This window comes from Alphaproteobacteria bacterium, assembly GCA_019635875.1.
In the GTDB taxonomy this organism is placed as follows: Bacteria; Pseudomonadota; Alphaproteobacteria; order Reyranellales; family Reyranellaceae; genus JAFAZJ01.
The window spans coordinates 1-20,048 of record JAHBYP010000003.1 but is presented as its reverse complement, the minus strand read 5'-3'; the positions used below and the strand labels follow the sequence as shown (position 1 = coordinate 20,048).

Annotated in this window: 14 protein-coding genes; 7 read left to right on the top strand and 7 right to left on the bottom strand. The window is 64.0% G+C overall.

Features of this window, described 5'->3' with window-relative positions:
- Positions 1 to 56: 56 nt before the first annotated feature.
- The gene (locus KF889_11395; GenBank protein MBX3500042.1) at positions 57 to 2,846 is read right to left on the bottom strand and encodes an Rne/Rng family ribonuclease; all 2,790 of its coding nucleotides are present in this window, start codon (positions 2,844 to 2,846) and stop codon (positions 57 to 59) included.
- A 468-nt stretch (positions 2,847 to 3,314) separates the two neighbouring features.
- On the opposite strand from KF889_11395, the gene KF889_11390 reads away from it, so the two are divergent.
- The 3 genes from KF889_11390 to prfB all read left to right on the top strand — a co-directional run bounded on the left by KF889_11390 (position 3,315) and on the right by prfB (position 8,072).
- Entirely contained in the window at positions 3,315 to 4,175 is an 861-nt protein-coding gene (locus KF889_11390) for an N-acetylmuramoyl-L-alanine amidase (protein ID MBX3500041.1), read from the top strand.
- Positions 4,176 to 4,348: 173 nt separating this feature from the next.
- The gene (locus KF889_11385) at positions 4,349 to 6,925 is read left to right on the top strand and encodes a penicillin-binding protein 1A (GenBank protein MBX3500040.1); all 2,577 of its coding nucleotides are present in this window, start codon (positions 4,349 to 4,351) and stop codon (positions 6,923 to 6,925) included.
- Between the two features lie 30 nt (positions 6,926 to 6,955).
- Positions 6,956 to 8,072 (top strand): peptide chain release factor 2 gene (gene prfB / locus KF889_11380; GenBank protein ID MBX3500039.1). Its coding sequence is split into 2 segments (ribosomal slippage): positions 6,956 to 7,024 and positions 7,026 to 8,072, totalling 1,116 coding nucleotides; the frame shifts between segments, so codons are not numbered across the junction.
- A 252-nt stretch (positions 8,073 to 8,324) separates the two neighbouring features.
- Here prfB and KF889_11375 read toward each other — a convergent pair.
- Positions 8,325 to 8,522, bottom strand: coding sequence for a hypothetical protein (locus KF889_11375; protein ID MBX3500038.1), 198 nt, complete (start codon positions 8,520 to 8,522; stop codon positions 8,325 to 8,327).
- Between the two features lie 131 nt (positions 8,523 to 8,653).
- On the opposite strand from KF889_11375, the gene KF889_11370 reads away from it, so the two are divergent.
- Positions 8,654 to 9,007, top strand: a complete 354-nt coding sequence (locus tag KF889_11370) for a YbaN family protein (GenBank protein MBX3500037.1) — start codon at positions 8,654 to 8,656, stop codon at positions 9,005 to 9,007.
- Between the two features lie 181 nt (positions 9,008 to 9,188).
- Here the strand turns inward: KF889_11370 and ppk2 are convergent, their stop codons facing one another.
- The gene (ppk2, locus tag KF889_11365) at positions 9,189 to 10,067 is read right to left on the bottom strand and encodes a polyphosphate kinase 2 (protein ID MBX3500036.1); all 879 of its coding nucleotides are present in this window, start codon (positions 10,065 to 10,067) and stop codon (positions 9,189 to 9,191) included.
- Between the two features lie 207 nt (positions 10,068 to 10,274).
- Here ppk2 and KF889_11360 point away from each other — a divergent pair, with 207 nt between their 5' ends.
- Positions 10,275 to 10,442 (top strand): hypothetical protein, encoded by a 168-nt coding sequence (locus tag KF889_11360; GenBank protein ID MBX3500035.1) that lies wholly within the window; start codon positions 10,275 to 10,277, stop codon positions 10,440 to 10,442.
- Here the strand turns inward: KF889_11360 and KF889_11355 are convergent.
- Positions 10,405 to 12,150: an Rrf2 family transcriptional regulator gene (locus KF889_11355; protein ID MBX3500034.1), complete on the bottom strand. Its 1,746-nt coding sequence runs from the start codon at positions 12,148 to 12,150 to the stop codon at positions 10,405 to 10,407. The genes KF889_11360 and KF889_11355 overlap by 38 nt on opposite strands.
- The gene (locus tag KF889_11350) at positions 12,147 to 15,638 is read right to left on the bottom strand and encodes an AAA family ATPase (GenBank protein ID MBX3500033.1); all 3,492 of its coding nucleotides are present in this window, start codon (positions 15,636 to 15,638) and stop codon (positions 12,147 to 12,149) included. Before KF889_11350 ends, KF889_11355 begins: the two co-directional genes overlap by 4 nt.
- 87 nt (positions 15,639 to 15,725) lie before the next feature.
- Here KF889_11350 and KF889_11345 point away from each other — a divergent pair, with 87 nt between their 5' ends.
- The gene (locus tag KF889_11345) at positions 15,726 to 16,607 is read left to right on the top strand and encodes an SIR2 family protein (GenBank protein ID MBX3500032.1); all 882 of its coding nucleotides are present in this window, start codon (positions 15,726 to 15,728) and stop codon (positions 16,605 to 16,607) included.
- A 43-nt stretch (positions 16,608 to 16,650) separates the two neighbouring features.
- Here the strand turns inward: KF889_11345 and KF889_11340 are convergent, their stop codons facing one another.
- On the bottom strand, positions 16,651 to 18,258 hold the full coding sequence (locus KF889_11340) for a GMC family oxidoreductase (protein ID MBX3500031.1): 1,608 nt from the start codon (positions 18,256 to 18,258) through the stop codon (positions 16,651 to 16,653).
- Positions 18,259 to 18,527: 269 nt separating this feature from the next.
- Here KF889_11340 and KF889_11335 point away from each other — a divergent pair, with 269 nt between their 5' ends.
- Positions 18,528 to 18,758 carry a KTSC domain-containing protein gene (locus KF889_11335; protein ID MBX3500030.1) on the top strand — a complete coding sequence of 77 codons (231 nt, stop codon included), beginning with the start codon at positions 18,528 to 18,530 and terminating at the stop codon, positions 18,756 to 18,758.
- A 120-nt stretch (positions 18,759 to 18,878) separates the two neighbouring features.
- On the opposite strand, the gene KF889_11330 is transcribed toward KF889_11335, so the two are convergent.
- Complete coding sequence (locus KF889_11330; GenBank protein MBX3500029.1) at positions 18,879 to 19,646, bottom strand: phosphatase PAP2 family protein; 768 nt, start codon at positions 19,644 to 19,646, stop codon at positions 18,879 to 18,881.
- Positions 19,647 to 20,048: the final 402 nt, after the last annotated feature.

Genomic DNA, 20,048 nt, shown 5'->3' with positions numbered 1-20,048 from the left:
GGACCGCCGGCGGTCCCAGAGAGATTCGTCGCTACCGGGTCACCGTCGCTACCGCTTCAATTGCCGGTCATGCGCGACCACCAGCCGCGCTTGGGCTTCTCCGGCGGTGCCTCGACGGAGGTCGAGGGGATCGCAGGCGGCGGGGGCGGTTCGGCACTGGGCACCGCGGGCGCGGCGCCCGTTGTCATCTGGCCGTTGCCTGGCTGCTCGGTGGCCACGGGTTCGACCTGCGGCTCGACGATGATCGGCCGCGGCGGCGCGTCGGGCTGCGCCTCGATCGGGACCGGCACGAAGGGCGTCGCCGGCTCAGGCTCGTGCTCTGTCGGCCGAGCGCCGGCATGCGCGTCCTCGGATTCGCCCTCCTCGCGCTCGCGACGGCGGCCACGACCGCCACGGCGGCCGCGCCGGCGGCGGCGGTGGTCGTCGGCGTCCTCCGGCCCGCCATCCTCGGCGCGCGGTCCGTCCATGTCCTCGACGCCGGCCTCGGCCGGCTCGGCGCGCTCCTCGCCGCCGGCAGGCGGCGCCGCATGCGCGCCATCGGGCTCGCCGTCGTCGGGCGCGGCGGCCATCGGCTCGCCATTCTGCTCGTCGCGGCGACCGCCGCGCCGCCGGCGACGCCGGCGGCGACGGCGGTTGGCGTCGTCGTCGTCGCCCTCGGCACCATCGGCGGAGACGGCGGCCTCGGCTTCCTCGCCCTCCGGCACGTCCTCGTACTCGTCGTAGGCAGCCGAGGCGGTCAGCCGGGCCTGCGGCTGCTGCTGATCGCCGCCGACGCGTGCGCGGGTGCGCTCGATCTCATAGTGCGGCGGGATCAGCTCGTCGTCGCCGACGACCAGCACGCGGAAGCCGTAGCGCTCCTCGGCCTCGGCGATGTTGGCGCGCTTGTGGTTGAGAATGTAGAGCGCCACCGGCGTCGGCACGCTGACCACGACCTCGCCGGCGCGCCGGCGGATGCCTTCCTCCTCGATGCCGCGCAGCACGTGCAGCGCCGTCGATTCGACCGAGCGGATGCGGCCGGTGCCCTCGCAATGCGGGCAGACCTCGGTGGAGTTCTCCAGCAGGCTGGGCCGCAGGCGCTGGCGCGACAGCTCGAGCAGGCCGAAGGGCGAGATGCGGCCGATCTGGATGCGCGCGCGATCGAGCCGCATGGCTTCCTTCAGGCGGCGCTCGACCTGCTGCTGGTGCTTGCTCTCCTCCATGTCGATGAAGTCGATCACGACAAGGCCGGCGAGGTCGCGCAGGCGGACCTGGCGGGCGATCTCCTCGGCCGCCTCGAGGTTAGTGCGCAGCGCCGTCTCCTCGATGTTGCGCTCCTTGGTGGCGCGGCCCGAGTTGACGTCGATGGCAACCAGTGCCTCGGTCGGGTTGATAACGATGTAGGCGCCGGTCCGGAGCTGCACCGAGGGCGAATGCATGGCGTCGAGCGCGGTCTCGACCTGGTAGCGGTGGAACAGCGGAATCGAATCGTCGTAGAGCTTGATGCGGCCGGCCTGCGAGGGGATCAGCTGGCGCATGAAATCCTGCGCCAGGTTGAAGCCGTCGTCGCCCTCGACCCAGATCTCCTCGATGTCGGAGTTGTAGAGGTCGCGGATCGATCGCTTGATGATGTCGCCTTCCTCGTAGATCAGCGCCGGCGCCGTCGACTTCAGCGTCAGCTCGCGGATGCTGTCCCACAGGCGCATCAGGTAGTCGTAGTCGCGCCGCACCTCGGGCTTCGACCGCTCCAGCCCGGCGGTGCGCAGGATCACGCCCATGCCCTGCGGCACGTCGAGCTCGGCCAGCATCTCCTTCATGCGCTTGCGGTCGGCGGCGTTGGTGATCTTGCGCGAGATGCCGCCGCCGCGGCCGGCGTTGGGCATCAGCACGGCATAGCGGCCGGCGAGCGAGAGATAGGTGGTGAGTGCCGCACCCTTGTTGCCGCGCTCTTCCTTGACGACCTGCACCAGCAGGATCTGCCGGCGCTTGATGACCTCCTGGATCTTGTACTGGCGCGGCGGCGGGGCGCGGCGCGGGCGCGGCTCGTAATCGTCGCCGCCCAGGGTCTCGACCGGGATCTCCGGCTGCGGCGCCTCGGCCGGATCGACGGCGACGTCGCCGTTGGCTGCGGCCTGGACCGTCTCGATCGTGTCGCCTCCATCGATGGTTTCGGGCGCGGCTTCGGCCGGCTTGTCGTCCTCGAAGGTCGGGCCGGAGATGGCGTCGGTGGCGACGGAGGCGGCAATGGCCCCGGTGTCAGGTTCCGGCTCGGGCGTCGGTTCCGGCGCGGGAACCGAGGCCGCCTCGGTGTGCGGTTCAGGCGCCGGTGCGGCCTCGATCAGGGCAGGGGCCGGCTCGGCGTCCGGCTCGGGCAGGGGCGCGGTGGCCTCGGGCGCGCCGACGATGCCGACATCGGCGCCGGCCGTCTCCGGCAGGTTCGACTCGGCAGGCTCGGCGGCTTCGACGGGCTGGGCGCCCGCCAGCAGCGCACGCTGCTCATCGGCGTCCTCGATGTCGCTGCGATCGACGCGATGGCGGCGGCGCGAGCGGCGATCATCCTCCTCGTCGTCGTGGCGCTGGCCGCGCTGGGCCTGTTCGGCCAGCAGCCGTTCGCGGTCGGCGACCGGGATCTGGTAGTAGTCGGGGTGGATCTCGTTGAAGGCCAGGAAGCCGTGGCGATTGCCGCCATATTCCACGAACGCCGCCTGCAGCGACGGTTCGATCCTCACGACCTTTGCGAGATAGATGTTGCCCTTCAGGGGCTTGCGGGATGCCGCTTCGAAATCGAATTCTTCCAGCTTGGTTCCATCCACCACGACGACCCGGGTTTCCTCCGGGTGCGTGGCGTCGACAAGCATACGCTTGACCATCGCCATGCTCCGCGACGGAACGTGGGCCACCTGTGCGAACGGTCAGGCGGACGTCCGTCGCCTAGAGCGGGACCGGCAGGCACCATGTCGTCGACCTGTCGAACGGCGTCAGACGCCAGGACAGGGACCTTCACGATGCCCCGAGACGACAAAAGCTGCGCCGGCCCCGGGTTTCGTTGAAGCCGTCATCACCATGACACCGATGGTCCAAACGGGGTACCGCGCGATCGCATCGATCGCCGCCCGCCGCGTGAGAGCGGCCGGACGTTCCGGCACCGGACCGCCGATGCCGTCGACCAATCCCTGAGGATCGTCCGACTGACGACGACTGTTCGCAGAATCAACATACGCCCGTGCGTGGCATTTCCACAACACAAACTCTAGGCGGTACCGTCTCTTGTGAGTTGTAACATTAGGAGATACAAATATCATATTGATTTAGAAAGGTAATTTTTCTACAAGCAAGCCATGGACCCGACTCCCATCCGTCGTCGCGCGGCGTTGGCAGTGCTGCTGGCCGGCATGATCGGCCTGTCGACGCCCGCCTGGGCCAAGAACCCACGCAAGGCCAAGTCCAAGGTCAGGCCGCCCAAGCCCCCCGCGAGACCGAGGGTCAGCCGCCCGAAGCCGCGCATTATCGCGCTGGATCCCGGCCATGGCGGCGCCGACCCCGGCACAACCGGCGCCTCGGGCATGCACGAGAAGCGGGTAGTACTCGCCGTCGCCCTCGAACTGGCCCGCCAGCTGACCGCCGGCCGCCGCTACCGCGTCGTCCTGACCCGCCGCACGGATCACTTCGTCGCCCTGCGCGAGCGGGTCAGCCGGGCGCGCGCCGCCAAGGCCGACCTGTTCATCTCGCTGCACGCCGACGCCCATCCCGACCGCCGGGTGCGCGGCGCCACGGTCTATACGCTGTCGGAGAGCGCCAGCGACCGCGAGGCCGCGGCGCTGGCGGCCAAGGAGAACAAGGCCGACCTGCTGGCCGGCGTCGACCTGCGCCGGCAGCCCGACGCCGTCGCCGGCGTGCTGATCGAGATGGCCCAGCGCGGCACTATCAACCAGTCGCGGTCCTTCGCCGGCATCATGGTCGACTCGCTGAGGCGGCATGGCGTCGCAACATTGCCGCGCGGCCATCGGCACGCCGGCTTCGCGGTGCTGACGGCGCCCGACGTGCCGGCGATCCTGCTCGAGCTGGGCTATCTGTCGAACCGCGCCGACGAGCGGCTGCTGCTCAACAAGGCGCATCAGCGCAAGCTGGCGCGCGCCATTGCCGCGGCGGCCGACCGCTATTTCGCCAGCCGGCCGGCGCCGTCGCGGCCAATGGCCTAACCGGGCCCCGGACCCGCCGCGAAAAAGGCTTAGTCCCAGTGCCTTATCAACGGGCGGGCGCAACCGTCCGATTGCCTGCGCGTCATCTAACGCGTAGGTGAGACGTCGCAGCGTGAGGCGGACGGGCGCGCCGTCCGCGTGCTTCAGAGGTTCGAGGCCTTCCCATCGTGTGGCTGATCCGTTGGATGATGTATGCCGGCTTCGCGGCCATCGTCTGCGTCGTGGGCGGCGCCGTGGGCGTGTACTGGCATTTCGCGCCTGGCCTGCCCGACCACAAGCAGCTGACCGACTACCAGCCGCCGACGACCACCCGGCTCTATACTGCCGACGGCAAGCTCCTGGCCGAGTACGCGCGCGAGAAGCGGGTCTTCGTGCCGGTCGCCGCCATGCCCAAGCGCCTGGTGCAGGCCTTCGTCGCCGCCGAGGACCAGCGCTTCTTCCGCCACCCCGGCGTCGATCCCATCGGCATCGGCCGCGCCCTGATGACCAACCTGCGCAACATGGGGCAGGGCAGGCGGCCCGAGGGCGCCTCGAGCATCACCCAGCAGGTCGCCAAGAACTTCCTGGTCGGCGGCGAGGCCACCATCCAGCGCAAGATCCGCGAGGCCATCCTGGCGCTGCGCATCGAGAACGCCTTCAGCAAGCAGCGCATCCTCGAGCTCTATCTCAACGAGATCTATCTCGGCGGCGGCAATTACGGCGTCGCCGCCGCGGCGCTGAACTATTTCGACAAGTCGCTCGATGAGCTCAGCCTCAGCGAGATGGCCTATCTCGCCGCCCTGCCCAAGGCGCCCAACCGCTACCACATCAAGCGCAATCCCGAGGGCGCGCACAACAGGCGCGACTACGTGCTGAACCGCATGCTCGAGGACGGATACATCAGCGAGGCGGAGATGGCCGCCGCGCGCGCCGAGAAGCTGGCGCTGCGCCGCCGCGTCGATCCGCCGGAGCTGGCCACCGCCGAGTTCTTCGCCGAGGAGGTGCGCCGCAACCTGCTGACCGCCTACGGCGACAAGGGCCTCTACGAAGGCGGCATGACGGTGCGCACGACGCTCGACTTCGCCGTCCAGAAGCTCGCCGACGAGGCGCTGCGCGACGGCCTGATCGCCTACGACAGGAAGCACGGCTGGCGCGGCGCCACCGAGAAGCTGACCAGCGTCGATGGCTGGCAGGATCGGCTGAAGCGGCATTTGCGCGAGCGGCCCTTCACCGGCCCGCCCAGCTGGCGGCCCGCCGTGGTGCTCGACATCGACAAGAACGTCGTCCAGGTCGGCACGCTCGACGGCGAAGGCGTCCTGCAGCGCGACAAGGACAGCCCGCGCGGCAAGACCTTGCCCAACCAGCGGGTGGGCGCGCTGTCGCAGCGCTGGACCGACATCGTGCAGCCCGGCGACATCATCGCCGTCGAGCCGCAGGCGCCGCCCGCCGCCGGCAAGCCGCAGGTCTACGGCCTGCGCCAGATCCCCAATGTCGACGGCGCGCTCCTGGTGATGGATATCAAGACCGGTCGCATCCTCGCCATGTCGGGCGGCTGGAGCTACCAGCGCAGCCAGTACAACCGCGCCACCCAGGCGATGCGCCAGCCCGGCTCCTCGTTCAAGCCCTTCGTCTATCTCGCCGCCATGGAGGCGGGGCTGACGCCCTCGACCCTGGTGCTCGACGGGCCGATCGAGATCCAGCCCGGCCGCAACCAGCCGGTGTGGCGGCCGACGAATTACGGCGGCGATTTCCTCGGGCCGACCACGGTGCGCCAGGGCCTGGAGAAATCGCGCAACCTGATGACCGTGCGCATGGCCAAGTTCATCGGCATGGACAGGGTGGCCAGGATCGCCCGCGACTTCGGCGTCGACGAGAACATGCGCCTCTTTCTGCCGCTGTCGCTGGGCGCCGGCGAGACCACGCTCCTGCGCATGACCATGGGCTACGCCATGATGGGCAACGGCACCAAGCGCATCACGCCCAGCCTGGTCGACCGCGTGCAGGACCGCAACGGCCGCACCGTCTTCCGCCACGATCCGCGCAGCTGCGACGGCTGCGCCGCCGACGGCGTGCCGGTCGACGGGCAGATGCCCTCGATCGTCGATCGCCGCCAGCCGTTCATGGATCCGGCGCTGACCTACCAGGTCGTCAACATGATGCAGGGCGTCACGACGCGCGGCACGGCGGCGCGGCTCGCGGCGCTGCGGCGGCCGATCGCCGGCAAGACCGGCACCACCAACGACGCCAAGGACGTGTGGTTCATCGGCATGACGCCCGACGTGGTGATCGGCGTCTATGTCGGCTTCGACGATCCGCGCACCTTGGGCCCCGGCGAGACCGGCGGCGGCACCGCCGTGCCGATCTTCGAGCAGGTCGCCCGCACGCTGCTGAAGGACAAGTCGCCCACCCCGTTCCGCGTGCCGCCCGGCCTGCGCATGCTGCGCGTCAATCCCCATACCGGCCAACGCATGCACTCGGGCGAGCCGGGGTCGATCTGGGAGGGCTTCAAGCCCGGCACCGAGCCCACCGAGGACGACTGGCAGGTGCTCGACGGCGTCTCTCCCTTCCGCCTGCCTGGCTCGCCGGTGCCGACGCCGGACGCCGCCGAGCGCGACGTGATCGCCGTCGCGCCGCCCTCGGGCCAGGACCCGCCGGTGATGGGCGCCGACGGCGCCCTGCGGCCGTACGCGCCGACCACGTCGGGCGGCATCGCCCCGCGCCCGCCCAACCCCGGCGCGCCCTCCTTGACGGGCACCGGCGAGACCTATTAGACGAGCGCTCCCAGAGAGCAAGGGGATGTCATGCGCGCGGAGATCGAGGCGGTTGTCGCCGAGATTCAGCAGTCGGTCGGGCTGCTGAGGAGGCATCTTTGACTTCGACGTCGCCGTCGACCGCCTGGCGGAGCTGAACGCCGCCGCCGAAGCCCCCGATTTCTGGAACGACGCCAAGCGCGCGCAGAGCCTGATGCGCGAGCGCGACCGGCTCGACAAGGCGGTGGCCAACGTGCGGCGTATCGAGAACGACACCGCGTCGAACGTCGAGATGATCGAGCTCGCCCAGGCGGAGGGCGACCAGGCGCTGATCGACGAGGCCGAGGCCAACCTCAAGGCGCTGCAGGAAGAGGCCGGCAAGATGCGGCTGGAATCGCTGCTCTCGGGCGAGGCCGACGCCAACAACTGCTACCTCGAGGTCAACGCCGGCGCCGGCGGCACCGAGGCGCAGGACTGGGGCGAGATGCTGGCGCGCATGTACATGCGCTGGGCGCAGCAGCACGGCTACAAGGTCACCTATCTCGAGGAGAGCCCGGGCGAGGAGGCCGGCATCAAGTCCTGCGCCATGAAGATCGACGGGCCCAACGCCTATGGCTGGCTGAAGACCGAGAGCGGCGTGCACCGCCTGGTGCGCATCTCGCCCTTCGACGGCCAGGCGCGCCGCCACACCAGCTTCGCCTCGGTCTGGGTCTACCCGGAAGTCGACGACACGATCGAGATCGAGATCCTCGACAAGGATCTGCGCGTCGACACCTACCGCGCGTCGGGAGCGGGGGGACAGCACGTCAACAAGACCGACTCGGCGGTGCGGCTGACCCATCTGCCCACCGGCATCGCCGTGGCCTGCCAGCAGGAGCGCAGTCAGCACCAGAACCGCGCCAAGGCGATGCAGATGCTCAAGGCCCGGCTCTACGAGGTCGAGCTGCAGAAGCGCGAGGCCGAGAAGCTGGCGCAGGAGGCGGCCAAGACCGACATCGGCTGGGGCCACCAGATTCGCAGCTACGTGCTGCAGCCCTACCAGCTGGTGAAGGACCTGCGCACCAACGTCGAACGCACCGACCCGCAGAAGGTGCTCGACGGCGACCTCGACGAGTTCATGGCGGCGTCACTGGCCGCGCGGCTGGGCCAGGACGAGAAGGCGGCGTAGCAGCCAACGCGCACCGGCGCGCCGCTCGCGTTGAGCGGCAGGGCTATCGCATATGGATGAATTGACTGGTTACTACCTTCCCCCGGAGGGGGAAGGTGCCCGCAGGGCGGATGGGGGATGTCGAAGACGAGTACCGATATTGTTGAGACATCCCCCATCCGTCGCGCTGCGCGCGCCACCTTCCCCCTCCGGGGGAAGGTAGATCCGCAATCCATATGCGATAGCCCTGCGTTGAGCGGCGCGCCCGCGTTCCTACTGCGGCACAACCCTGATGGTCGATCTCGAGGAGACCGGCTCCTGATGCACGGTCGTGGTGGTCGTCGACCCCGTCGGGGTCACCACCGTCGCCGACCTGGCCTCCGCCGGTTGCGTGACGACGGTCCGTTCGTGCTTCACGGCGCACGCCGAGGCCAGCAGGGCGACGGCGGCAAGCGACATCACATGCTTCATCTGTTGTCTCCCTTTACCTGGTCGTGCGGGGAGAACGATGAAGGATTGGCGCGGGTTGCGACCAGTAGGGCGGCCAAGTGGCGGGCCGTGACAAAAATAGGGGCGCCGGCGGTCCCAGGAAAACCACTTCGATGAGAAAGCCCGTCTACCGCGCGCTCGGAATCGTCGCCGTGCTGCTGGGCATCGCCGGCATCTTCCTGCCGCTGCTGCCGACGACGCCCTTCCTGCTGCTCGCCGCCTTCTTCTTCGCCCGCTCGCACCCGGAGTGGGAGGCGAGGCTGCTGGCCCATCCCCGCACCGGCCCGGCCATCCTCGCCTGGCGCGAACGCCGCGCCATCCCGCTCGCCGCCAAGCGCGCGGCCACGCTGCTGATGGCGATCAGCGTCGCGGTCGGCTGGCTGACGCTCGCCGAGCCGTGGCGCTGGCTGCCGGCCGCCATCGCCGCCGCCGTGCTCGGCTGGATCTGGACGCGGCCCTCGGCGTGAGATCGCGTTGCCTTCCCCCGGAGGGGGAAGGTGCCCGAAGGGCGGAAGGGGGATGTCGAAGACGAACGGCGGAGTCCGTCTACGACATCCCCCATCCGGCGCTTCGCGCCACCTTCCCCCTCCGGGGGAAGGGAAACCCGAAAGCCATATGCGATGGCCCTGCCCCTCCGGGGGAAGGGATTCAATACACCTCCTCGACGAACCGCTGGGTCGACATCTTGGGCCGCTTGTAGCCGTCGTCCTCCTGGCGCGGCGGGACCTCGATCTCGACCGGGCGCATGTCCTTGTAGGGCAGGGTGTCGAGGATGTGGCGGATGCAGTTGAGCCGCGCCTTCTTCTTGTTGTCGGCGTTGACCACGTACCACGGCGTCTCGTCGCGGTCGGTGTGCTCGAACATGATGTCCTTGGCGCGCGAGTAGTCGACCCAGCGCTTGCGCGACTCGAGGTCCATCGGGCTGAGCTTCCAGCGCTTGAACGGGTTCTTGACCCGCTCCATGAAGCGCTTCTCCTGCTCCTCGTCGTTGACCGAGAACCAGAACTTCAGGAGCTGGATGCCCGAGCGCACCAGCATCTTCTCGAATTTCGGCGTGGCGCGCAGGAACTCCTTGTATTCCTCGTCGCTGCAGAAGCCCATGACGCGCTCGACGCCGGCGCGGTTGTACCAGCTGCGGTCGAGCAGGACCATCTCGCCCCTGGCCGGCAGCTGCGCGACGTAGCGCTGGAAATACCACTGGCCGCGCTCGCGCTCGGTCGGCGTGCCCAGCGCCACGACGCGGCAGATGCGCGGATTGAGCGGCTCGCTGATGCGCTTGATCGCGCCGCCCTTGCCGGCCGCGTCGCGCCCCTCGAAGATGATCAGCACCTTCAGCCCGTTCAGCCGCACCCATTCCTGCAGCTTGATCAGCTCGAACTGCAGATAGGCCAGCTCGTCGACGTACTTCCAGTCCTTGGGCGGCTTGCGCAGCTTCGAGCTGCGCGCCACCTTCGCCCAGACCTCCTGGACGGCCTCCTGGGCCTTGGCCTCGTCCAGCACGACTTCATAGGGCTCGTTCTTGGTCATGGTCCGCCCCCCGCCTTCGCCGCGGTCGTCCGGCCCGGCCGGCGATCCGGTTGATGAAGCATGGGCAGATTAGACCGAGCGGTGTCAAGGTGCTGGCGGGTCCGCCAGCAGTTGACGGGGGCACTGACACCCCCTCACGTTGGTTGGCTTTGCATTGCAGTCGTCATGCAGATGATCTGGTTTGGTACAGATGGCGTATCCTGAGCGATGAAGTTGATCGTGAAGGACCTGGGCACCACCATCGAATGCATCGACCCGCAGAAAGTGATCGACGGGGACATTGACGAGTTCATGGTGGCGCGGGTGGGGCAGGATGAGAAGGGGCGTAGCCGCGGAGCTACCCGGTCGCGTCTCTCAGTCGGAGTGTTCCCTTAGACGCTTGCTCCAATTTATCCGCTAGGAGTTCGCGCAGTCCTGCACCCTCGACAAGCAATCCGAGCTCGGCCCCTCGGCTCCTCGTTCCATCTACGACAGCTGCAGTCCAATTGAAACTGGTTACCACAACTGAACTGTCATCCCATACGAGGAACTTGCCGTGAAGGTCATCCACATTGATGAGTTTGATACCGCGTGCGGCTAAAGTAGCTGCTTCGGGGCTCCGATCATCTTCTTTCAAACGTTTACTTGGACGACGAAAGAAAATAGTAGCCCTCGCACCCATCTCTGCAGCGCGCTGCAAGGGTACCAAGACGGAAGTTTCAGCGGCAAGCCCATATAAGTCACACCCAAGGATGATGTCTCGCTTTGCTAGGTCTCTTGCACTAGTGACACATGCGTAGTGATCTTCGTCTGCTAGCAGCGAAAGTCTATGTGCTCCCGCCTCAGGCGCTGATGCCGCACCAACGCGTGCCACGTTCCAGGCGGTATTGAGTCGTCGTACAACTGGTGGCCATGTACCAGATGCAGGCAATTGCCCGTGGATCAGGTATCCTAGCAACTGCGCGGCAAGCCTTGTGCTTCGTGATCGAACAGAGATTTCTATCGCCTCGAACCAAGAAGACAAAAAGTTACAGCTGCCGACAATGCTGGTCCATATTCCGGGACCACTATCGAACACAATAACTTTACAATGGGACCCAGACGAGATTGGCGATAGCTGCACCTTCCGACGAACAGTAGGTGGCAGTTTGTCAAGGACCTGCTCAGTTTGCGTAATAGGTCTTGGCTTATCCGAAGACTCAGGATCTGTGAATAGGCCCCAAAGCAAATCTACTCGCACGCCTCGCCGGCCCGCCCGCTCCAGATCCGGCAGTAGGCTTTCGACTACCGCAGGGTCCAAAAAGCACGAATGAATGAATACTAGTGATCGAGCGCTTGCAAGCGACACTTTCAAGATCTCGAGATGCTGCCGGCCGCCGACGACTAGATCGTCTGGCTGTATGGTGTCCCTCATGTCAAACGATACGCTGTTTGCCGGAGCGGCGCCTATCTCAAGGTTGGTTGGCAGGTCAGGAAAAGCCTCCGACGCCGCGAGCAGAGCATGATCGAGCTTCGGTGGGGTATATATTGGGAGGCCCGATTGAACTTCACCGACGTCTATAATCACTCGCATAAACGGCCTCGACGGCAGCCAGCCTGTAGGTTGGAAGCCTTCAAAACCCTCATCCGAACGCAAGTTAATCAAGCCGCGAACACTGGGATCATCATAGTTAATCGAGCTTAGTACCGGAGTGATGGCTGCAGCGTCCTCAGGAAGGTCATGTTTATATACAAGCTCAATGTCATCAGTTCGCATCCAAGAACCTGTGAGTCGCTCCATACATAGAGAAGTCCACTTAATCTCGCGGCGGAGCTCCGGCTGAAGTTCCTGCTCTAGTGCTCGTTGCTTTCCAACGGCAGTGGCGACGAAGAGAGCGCCTTCGGGACCAGATCGCACTTCAATCCAACCGGCCCGAAGTAGGTTTGTTAGTGCCTCAACAACCACCCGACTTGGGGCATTGGCAGACTTCGCCAACTCTGCAACCGACTTGCGGCCATCTGCCAAGCTTACGAGCAACATGTGCTCCAGCAAGCTCCACCTCCGGCCAAGCGTGACCACATAGCTGACCGGCGCTCGGAAGACGGGGACGTAGAGTACCTTCATTTGGGTGCCCACTTACGACACAACGTCCCCTTCTCCTGTGCAGACTTCGCGAACTCCATCATGCGGCCGATGTAGGCGTACTCCTCGTCCAAAGGTGTATGGTCGTCGCACCTCGATGCGAAAAAGTCCCAACTCCCCACGATGATCAGCTTGTGGCGCGCTCTACTAAGAAGAACGTTCATCCGATTGGGCTCCCTGAGAAACCCCAAGCTCTTTCGTGCGACAAGTGGATTATTCCGTACAAGACTAACAACAACAATATCTGCTTCACTTCCTTGAAACTCATCCACAGTCGCTCCCGATCGTTTCCCAAAGGCGAGATCGAATGGGGGCTTGTACATCGTCGCTAAACGCCCTTCCCGCCGCGCCTCAGAAAGCAAGTGATCGATCAAATCGAGCTGATCGTTATATGGCGAGAGAACTTGGACTTCGCAAAGCGCGTCCCCGTTCGGTTGAAACTCCCCTAGGACTTTAATAACCGCTGCCGCTTCCGCAGGAGATGCGAATAGGCCATCCATCTCGCCTTCGGCCATTTCCGTCTTCTGTTTCCACGGAACATCGCACCACACAATTCTCTGCCTCGGCAGCCAGGATTCTTCGGAAATCACATATGGAGGCACTTTCTTGAAATGCTCATGTGTTTCGGGAGGTGACTTCAGAATCGTGGTTCCTGAGGCCTTGTCACGATAGAACACGGAACCCACTAGCTCCGCGATGTCTGGATGCATTCGATGCTGATCGGTCAGAGGTTGCGCTGGTCCGTCAGATCCCGGATCGTTGCCCCCGCTGCTCTCGAATAATGTGCCGAACACATCGACCATTCGACGCCAACTATCGCATCTATCCTCGAAGGACTCTCGACCTTCCTCATCATCGACAATTGAGACATCGATCAAACTGGACGCAAACTGGGTTCCAGTTTGAATCGCACTACGAACCCTCAATGGTTCCGCCAAAAGATCCTTGAATATTTTCGAGTTAAATGGTGGCAGTTGGTAGTGATCCCCAATGAGTAGAAGTCGATGGCTCTCTTCCAAGGCAATAGCCATGTCAAAGCCGTGCGCTTTGCCAGCTTCCTCAATAATTGACCAATCGAAGCGACGCCCACGTTCAGCAAGCTCAGCCAGGTCCGGCGCATTGAGCGTCGCTAAGGTTACGTTTGCAGAATCTTGAATGAGAAGCTGCATAGTTCTCAGATCAACGTCAGCTTGTTCGGTGTGCTTGTCTTTTGAACCTATGTTAGCAAGCCTCGATTGCAAAGAGCAGGGTACTCTCTTTGCAAGCTCGCTTTGCTTTAGTCGCTGAATGATCTCTGACGTGATAGTGGACAGGGCGTGCTCTTCACCTTCGTCAGCACTCAATCGAAGTAGCAGGGGGCGATCGCTGGGGAGCAAACTGGAAAAGAGCTTGCTGAGCTTTGTGGCAACATCATCAACGGTATGATGCGAATGAGCGGAAATCAAGATCTGTGCAGTGGGATCGCTCTTGAAGAGCCGGTCAGCAAACGCTCTGATCAAAGTAGTTTTTCCGGTGCCTGGTGGACCTTGCACAGCGAATAGCGGCTGAGTTCTCCAGAGGCGACTCAGGGCTGCGATCTTTGATTCGTCCAGGGGAATTTCAGTTCGAGGCGCTGGTAGGATATCGCTGTTTGTACGGCTCGTCCCTTTTGGGTCAGCCAGCCAGCGCAGTAGACTTTCATGTGAACGCATATCGTCGATTGCTTTATGGCGGCGCTTCAACTGCGCGATAGTTCCTCCATGGTTTCGCGCCAAGTAAAGGACGCGGTCGCCGATGGTTACGTTATAGGGACAACTGAACATGTATAGCGGACCACTCGGGTCAGATATGGCTCGCCGGAAACGCCATTTGACTGCACCTCCCTCGCTGTCCACCGTGCGCCTAACGAGTAGATGATAGACATCATGAGTGGGGTCATCCTCGTCATCGGCAGACACTGCCTCCGCCCCAAGATCAAACCAATCCTTGAGTTGCTCAGAAGGAGGCGGTAATCGCAGCTGTTGTGCCAACTGGTTGCGAGCAGGATCTTCGATCGGGGTTACGGTAACAATTGTCTCATAAGCAGAGGGCTTCGTTGTCGTCACACGGACGGGACAAATTTGCGCCGCAGTTAAAAGTGTATCAATCTGTTGCGTGATCCTAAAGAAATCATGAACATTTCGGAGATGTGGATCCAAGTGTCTACGCGTTCGGACAAAGTTAAATGTACGATCCCAAGGCGCCGCCCTATCTCGAAGGGTATAGAAAGTTCGTTGCGCCGTAGATCTGGAGACGATCTCCAGCCTTCGTTGACCTAGGCTGTAGTATTGGTCCTCAGCAGTGGTTCGGGGAACAGTTTCGACCCGCTGACAGTAACCGATCGCCCAATTCTCACCGCTACTGGTCCGCCAAGGCCGCACGTGATACTCGAGTTTATCTCCGCGGATTGTGTAGTGGGGTCGGGGGTGGGTTCGGGCAATGACTCGGCGATCGCCGCGCAAATCTCTTTCTATCCACTGGAGTTGTAAAAGGGGCTTATCGACAGGGGCCGTCCGTTCCGATGCCAGTTCAACGTCTCGTGACAAGGATACATCTGAGCCAAGTGACACTGCCAGCACTACGCTGTGGATATGACCGCCTGGCGCGGCCGAGAGATCGCGAATGAGATTCCGAATTTCCTGAAGGACTTCGTCTGAACTGGCGAGCCGTAGTTCGTGGCTTTCTTCTAGAAGCCTCAGAATGGTGTAGCGCTCATTGTTCCTAAGGGTATGTAGGCGGGTAGTGGCTGATCGGACCGCTTCGCGGTTTCGCAAGGCCGATACGGGAACGCCAAATAGCTCAGCCGCAACAAGTCCGAAGTCGAACCAATCTGTTGCCGTCGAGTGTTCTCCCTCAGCCTTCGCTAACTCCGGTGCGACAAGGTTACGAACTCGGCCAGTAGCTGCGGAGGGGCGATCTGATCCTGCGATACGCAGTGACCATTCGAACCCACTCAGTCTGAAGTCACCCTCACCGTCCGGTCCAGCAAAGATTGAGGCAGTTCCTAAAGTGCGGTGGAGGGTTCCTTCGCTATGAAGTAACGCAAGCGCTTCCGCGATTCGGAGGAGTCCCTCCCATAGGGGGCGGCGCCTGCCGACTTCAGACAAGTTAGTCAGCCAGGGTATTCGGCTTCGCTCAGCCAGCACCTCTTTGAGCAGTCGTCGCCAGCCACTGTCGAGCACCGCGTAGAAGTGCTTTTCCTCTTCCCTGATGTCATGCAGCCGAACAAACAAACTGGCTGCACCTGGATAGCCTTGAAGCCGGGAGAGACTCCGCACCTCCCTGTTCCACAGAGCGCGGATATCGTTACGATCATCACCTACGCGCTTCCATAGTTTCACGTAGTAGGCATCGCCAGCGTCGTGCGCGTGCCAAAGCGCTGGTATGCCGCGAGCTGTATCGCCAGGGAGAACTCGCCGCGTTAGGCGATAGCGTCCGCCGAGCTCCTGCATGGAAGGTTCCGATCTCGCCCGTTGCTCTCTTCACTACTTCCACGATAGGATCGTGGTCGTAATGAAGCAAGGGGCCGAAAGAGGGCGATGCTACCGGCAGACGAGAACATGGATGCGTTTGTGTCCAATTGGCCTCACTTTCGAGATCGGCTCGTGGTCTTTCTTGGCGCAGGGGCGTCCATCGGCGCTAAGAATATCCATGGCGAGCCGCTTATGAGCGCCTATGAGTTGAGGAATCAGCTTTGGCAGACATACAAACACAACATTCAACAGGGACCATTTGATCCGCGGAACCTCCGCTTGATGGGGCTTGAGCACGCTACTGCAATCATCGAGGCGAAGACGGGCAGGCAAATTCTCAATGAAACCTTGGTCCGCTCCTTTTCGTGCGAGAAACCACTTTGGCAGCATATCGTCCTACCTTATCTTAGACCTGTTTCGATTTTTACAACGAACTACGATGAGCTTGTAGAGATTGGATATAAGAACCATCCGGGTTTGCTTGACATGATTTGCTACGATCGGCATCCGATTCCTGGTAGACGCATTCTTTATAAGCCTCACGGCAGCCTTAGTCATGTGGGGCAACCGATCGGCAAGGGAGGTTTGGTAATTACCCAGTTTGATTATCTTGAGATGATATCGGACTACAGAGAGATGTTGCGCAGCGCTATGAATGACTTTCGTAGAACGTGCGTGATAATCGTAGGGTATTCTTTTGGTGATATGGATATTGGTGCCGAATTATATCAACTGCGTAAACAGAGTGCAGGTATACCCTGGTACGCTATTTTCCCACGTAGTGACCCGGAAGTTAAGAAGATGTATTCGAAGAGGTTTTCAATCGAGCAGATTGATAGGACTTTCGAAGATTTTCTGAGGGATCTAGATGAGCATGTCGACTTTATTCCAAAGGAACATAAGCATGAGCGGATCGCGGCCTTGCAAGCAGCGGGTCTGATTCAGTAGCGGTTCGGCATTTTGGGTTCGACGTCAATGGGACGGCGCAACATCAATCGAATAGCGTCCCGTCTCTCAGCCTCTTCTTGATCGCGTCCGCGATGTACAGCGCCAACGCCTGGATCGTCGACGTCGGGTTCACCCCACCCGCCGTCACCCAGATGCTGCCGTCGACGATGAACAGGTTCCGCACGTCGTGGCAGCGCCCCCACGCATTGACCACCGAGCGCTCGGGATCGGTGCCCATGCGCGCGGTGCCCAGCAGGTGCCAGCCGCCGTTGAGGATCGGCACCTCGGTCGTGATGCCACTGGCGCCCGCCGCCTCCAGGATGGTGCGCGCGTTCGCCAGAGCGTGCGCGATCATGCGCCTTGAGTTGTCGCCGATCGTGTAGTCGATGCGCGGCGCGGGGATGCCGTCGGCGTCCTTGAGCACGGGATCGAGCGTGACGCGGTTGTGCGCCTCCGGCAGGTCCTCGATGATCGCCGACAGGCCGATGCGCCGGTGCAGCAGCTCGCGGTAGACGCGGTGATGGGCGCGGCCCACGGGCAGGCGGCCGGCGGCGGTCGAGCTCAGCGCTTCCATGATCGCGCCGCCGCCGCGGTTGAACTGGAAGGTGTAGCCGCGCACGAAATCGCGGTTGGGATCGGTCTCGTAGAACTCCTTGCTCCAGATGCACAGTGGGGGCCCTCGATTGCCGTCGAGCGGTTCGTCGACATAGCCGTAGCTCAGGGCATAGGGGTGGAACATCAGGTTGCGGCCCACCAGACCGCTGGAATTGGCGAGACCATGGGGGAAGCGGCCGGAGGTCGAGTTCAGCAGCAGGCGCGGCGTGCCGACGCCGTTGCAGGCCACGACCACCATCTCGGCCGGCTGCACGTGCTCGCGGCCCTCGGCGTCGTAGTAGATCACGCCCGAGGCCATGCCGTTTTCATCGAGCGTGATCTCCCGTACGCGGGCGCGGGTGCGCAGCTCGACGCCGGCGCGCAGGGCATGCGGCCAGTAGGTGATGTCGGTGCTGGCCTTGGCGCCTTGGGCGCAGCCCGGCGTGCAGTGGCCGAGGTTGATGCAGGGCGCGCGGCCCTCGTACGCGGTGGTGGCGACGGCGCTGTCGGAGGGCCACCAGTGCCAGCCGAGCTGGTTCATCGCGCGGCCGAAGCGCGCGCCCGACTTGCCCAGCGGCAGCGGCGGCATCGGCGGCTGGTGGTGCGGATAGCCGGGATCGCCGGCCAGGCCGGCGACGCCGGTGATGCGGTCGTTCTCGGCGAAGAACGGCTCGAGCGTCCAGTAGTCGACCGGCCAGTCGTCGGCCACGCCGTCGAGCGTGCGCACGCGGAAGTCCGAGGGATGCAGGCGCGGGTAGTGCGCCGTCCACATGACGGTGCTGCCGCCGACGCCGTTGAAGTTCACCACCTTGATCGGCGAGTTGGCGTCGTTGATCGGATAGTCGGTGATGCGGTTGCGCCGGTTCGGGCTGGTGGCGAAGTCGCTGAACAGCCGCGCCTCCCAGTCGCGCCCGTTGCTGGGATAGTCGGTCGGCTTCACCCAGTCGCCCTGCTCGAGACAGAGGATGCGCATCCTCGTCTCGGCCAGGCTCCACGCCACCGCCGCGCCCGAGGCCCCCGAGCCGATGATCAGAACGTCGACCTTCTCGTGCTTCATTTTTCCCTTCCCCCGGAGGGGGAAGGTAGAACAGAACGCAGCATCACGGGAGGTCACTGAAGGCCATGCGCCGCGACAGGGATTGCTGATGCTTCATATCCCTTCCCCCGGAGGGGGAAGGTGCCCGAAGGGCGGAAGGGGGATGTGGAAGACGGACACCGGTTTTGTTGAGGCATCCCCCATCCGGCGCTGCGCGCCACCTTCCCCCTCCGGGGGAAGGTAGTCGGATCGAGCATGCATCGTTGGCGCGTCGTGCGCGTTGCACGGTCATGCCGTCGACGGTCATCCGCTCCTACCGCTACAACCCGAAGAGACGGGAACTGACGATCGTCTTCCCGTCGGGCGCGAGCTACACCTATCTGCGCGTGCCGACGGCCACGCACCTCGAGCTCAATGCCGCGCCGTCGAAGGGCGAATACTTCAACGCCCAAATCCGCAACCGCTTCGCCTTCATCCGCAACACCAGCACCCTCGAACGCCGCCGCCTGCCGGCGTCGTAGGCGCCGTCCGTCCGTGCCTGTCATCCCGAGCGCCGCGAGGGATCCAGGACCGGCCTGGATCCCTCGCGGCGCTACAGGGGCCGCGGACGGCCCCGAGGATGACAGGAAAGAGGAGCCGCGTCAGCGCCCGTGGGCGGCCTGCGCTTCGGAGCCGGTCATGTGCTGCACCAGGTCGATCGCGTCGCCGGCCAGCATGCGCACGTCCTGGAACAGCAGGGCGAGCTGCAGGGTGGCGAGGAAGGCCAGGCAGTAGAACGAGGTGGCATGCGCGCGCTCCCAGCGCAGCAGCGGGATGGCGAGCAGGCCCGGACGCAGCACGGCGAAGCCCAGCGCCATCACGCCGACGCCGACCACCGCGCCGCTGACGATGTCGCTGGCGTAGTGGTAGCCGAGATAGACGCGCGGCAGGCAGATCACCGCCGCGGTCCACAGGAAGGCGGCGATGCCCAGCACGCGGTGCAGGCGCCAGACCGCCGTGGCCAGCGCGAAGAACAGCACCGCGTGGTCGCTGGGCAGCGAGCTCCAGCCGTCGAGCGTGGCGAGGTTGATGCCGGACGGCGGCGTCATGCCCAGCGCCGCATCGTGCAGCGGCCGCTCGCGGAAGGGCAGGGCCATCTGCAGCACGCGGCCGATGGCGATGGCGGCGATGCCGGCGGCGAGCGCGGTGAGAATGGTCTGGCGGCGCTGCGCGGTGGCCTCGTCGCGGCGGAACCACTGCCACCACAGGAAGGCCATGAACACGCCGCCCTTGAGCAGCGGCGAGGCGGCGACGTCGTAGGCCAGGCGGTCGAGCGCGGGATTGCTGCCGGCGAGCTGGTTCAGCCACAGGGTGATCCGGTGATCCCACTCGGCCACCGCGGCGAGCAGGGACGCGACGCTGAATTGCATGGACTATCCCGTCTTCTGGTTCAGGTTCTTGAGTTATTGGTTTTGTCGTCAAATCGTCATCTGACGGTAACCTGAGCCTTTGCGGCGGGTTTGGTTTGTGACCAAACGGTGATCCTTCCTCCCGCTGGCGGGGTGAAGGTGCCCATGAAATACCTTCCCCCGGAGGGGGAAGGTGGCGCGCAGCGCCGGATGGGGGATGTCTCAACACATCAGGTGTCCGTCTTCGACATCCCCCTTCCGCCCTTCGGGCACCTTCCCCCTCCGGGGGAAGGTATGGGGTGCTGTCGTGCCGAGCACCGCTAGGAATCTAAATAATCCCTGTCCCACTTGCACCAAAGGGGCGTCGGCGACACGCGTAGGGGTTAAAATTGCTCCCGGCGGCGAGAGGCGTAGCTTCGCCGG

What these genes read in the sequence shown, in the direction of transcription:
- KF889_11335 (MBX3500030.1), top strand. Translation starts at nt 18,528, where the DNA reads ATGCCGTCGACGGTCATCCGCTCCTACCGCTACAACCCGAAGAGACGG.
- ppk2 (MBX3500036.1), bottom strand. Translation starts at nt 10,067, where the DNA reads ATGACCAAGAACGAGCCCTATGAAGTCGTGCTGGACGAGGCCAAGGCC.
- KF889_11370 (MBX3500037.1), top strand. Translation starts at nt 8,654, where the DNA reads ATGAGAAAGCCCGTCTACCGCGCGCTCGGAATCGTCGCCGTGCTGCTG.
- KF889_11355 (MBX3500034.1), bottom strand. Translation starts at nt 12,150, where the DNA reads ATGAAGGTACTCTACGTCCCCGTCTTCCGAGCGCCGGTCAGCTATGTG.
- KF889_11340 (MBX3500031.1), bottom strand. Translation starts at nt 18,258, where the DNA reads ATGAAGCACGAGAAGGTCGACGTTCTGATCATCGGCTCGGGGGCCTCG.
- KF889_11345 (MBX3500032.1), top strand. Translation starts at nt 15,726, where the DNA reads ATGCTACCGGCAGACGAGAACATGGATGCGTTTGTGTCCAATTGGCCT.
- KF889_11395 (MBX3500042.1), bottom strand. Translation starts at nt 2,846, where the DNA reads ATGGTCAAGCGTATGCTTGTCGACGCCACGCACCCGGAGGAAACCCGG.
- KF889_11360 (MBX3500035.1), top strand. Translation starts at nt 10,275, where the DNA reads ATGAAGTTGATCGTGAAGGACCTGGGCACCACCATCGAATGCATCGAC.
- KF889_11390 (MBX3500041.1), top strand. Translation starts at nt 3,315, where the DNA reads ATGGACCCGACTCCCATCCGTCGTCGCGCGGCGTTGGCAGTGCTGCTG.
- KF889_11330 (MBX3500029.1), bottom strand. Translation starts at nt 19,646, where the DNA reads ATGCAATTCAGCGTCGCGTCCCTGCTCGCCGCGGTGGCCGAGTGGGAT.
- KF889_11350 (MBX3500033.1), bottom strand. Translation starts at nt 15,638, where the DNA reads ATGCAGGAGCTCGGCGGACGCTATCGCCTAACGCGGCGAGTTCTCCCT.
- KF889_11375 (MBX3500038.1), bottom strand. Translation starts at nt 8,522, where the DNA reads ATGAAGCATGTGATGTCGCTTGCCGCCGTCGCCCTGCTGGCCTCGGCG.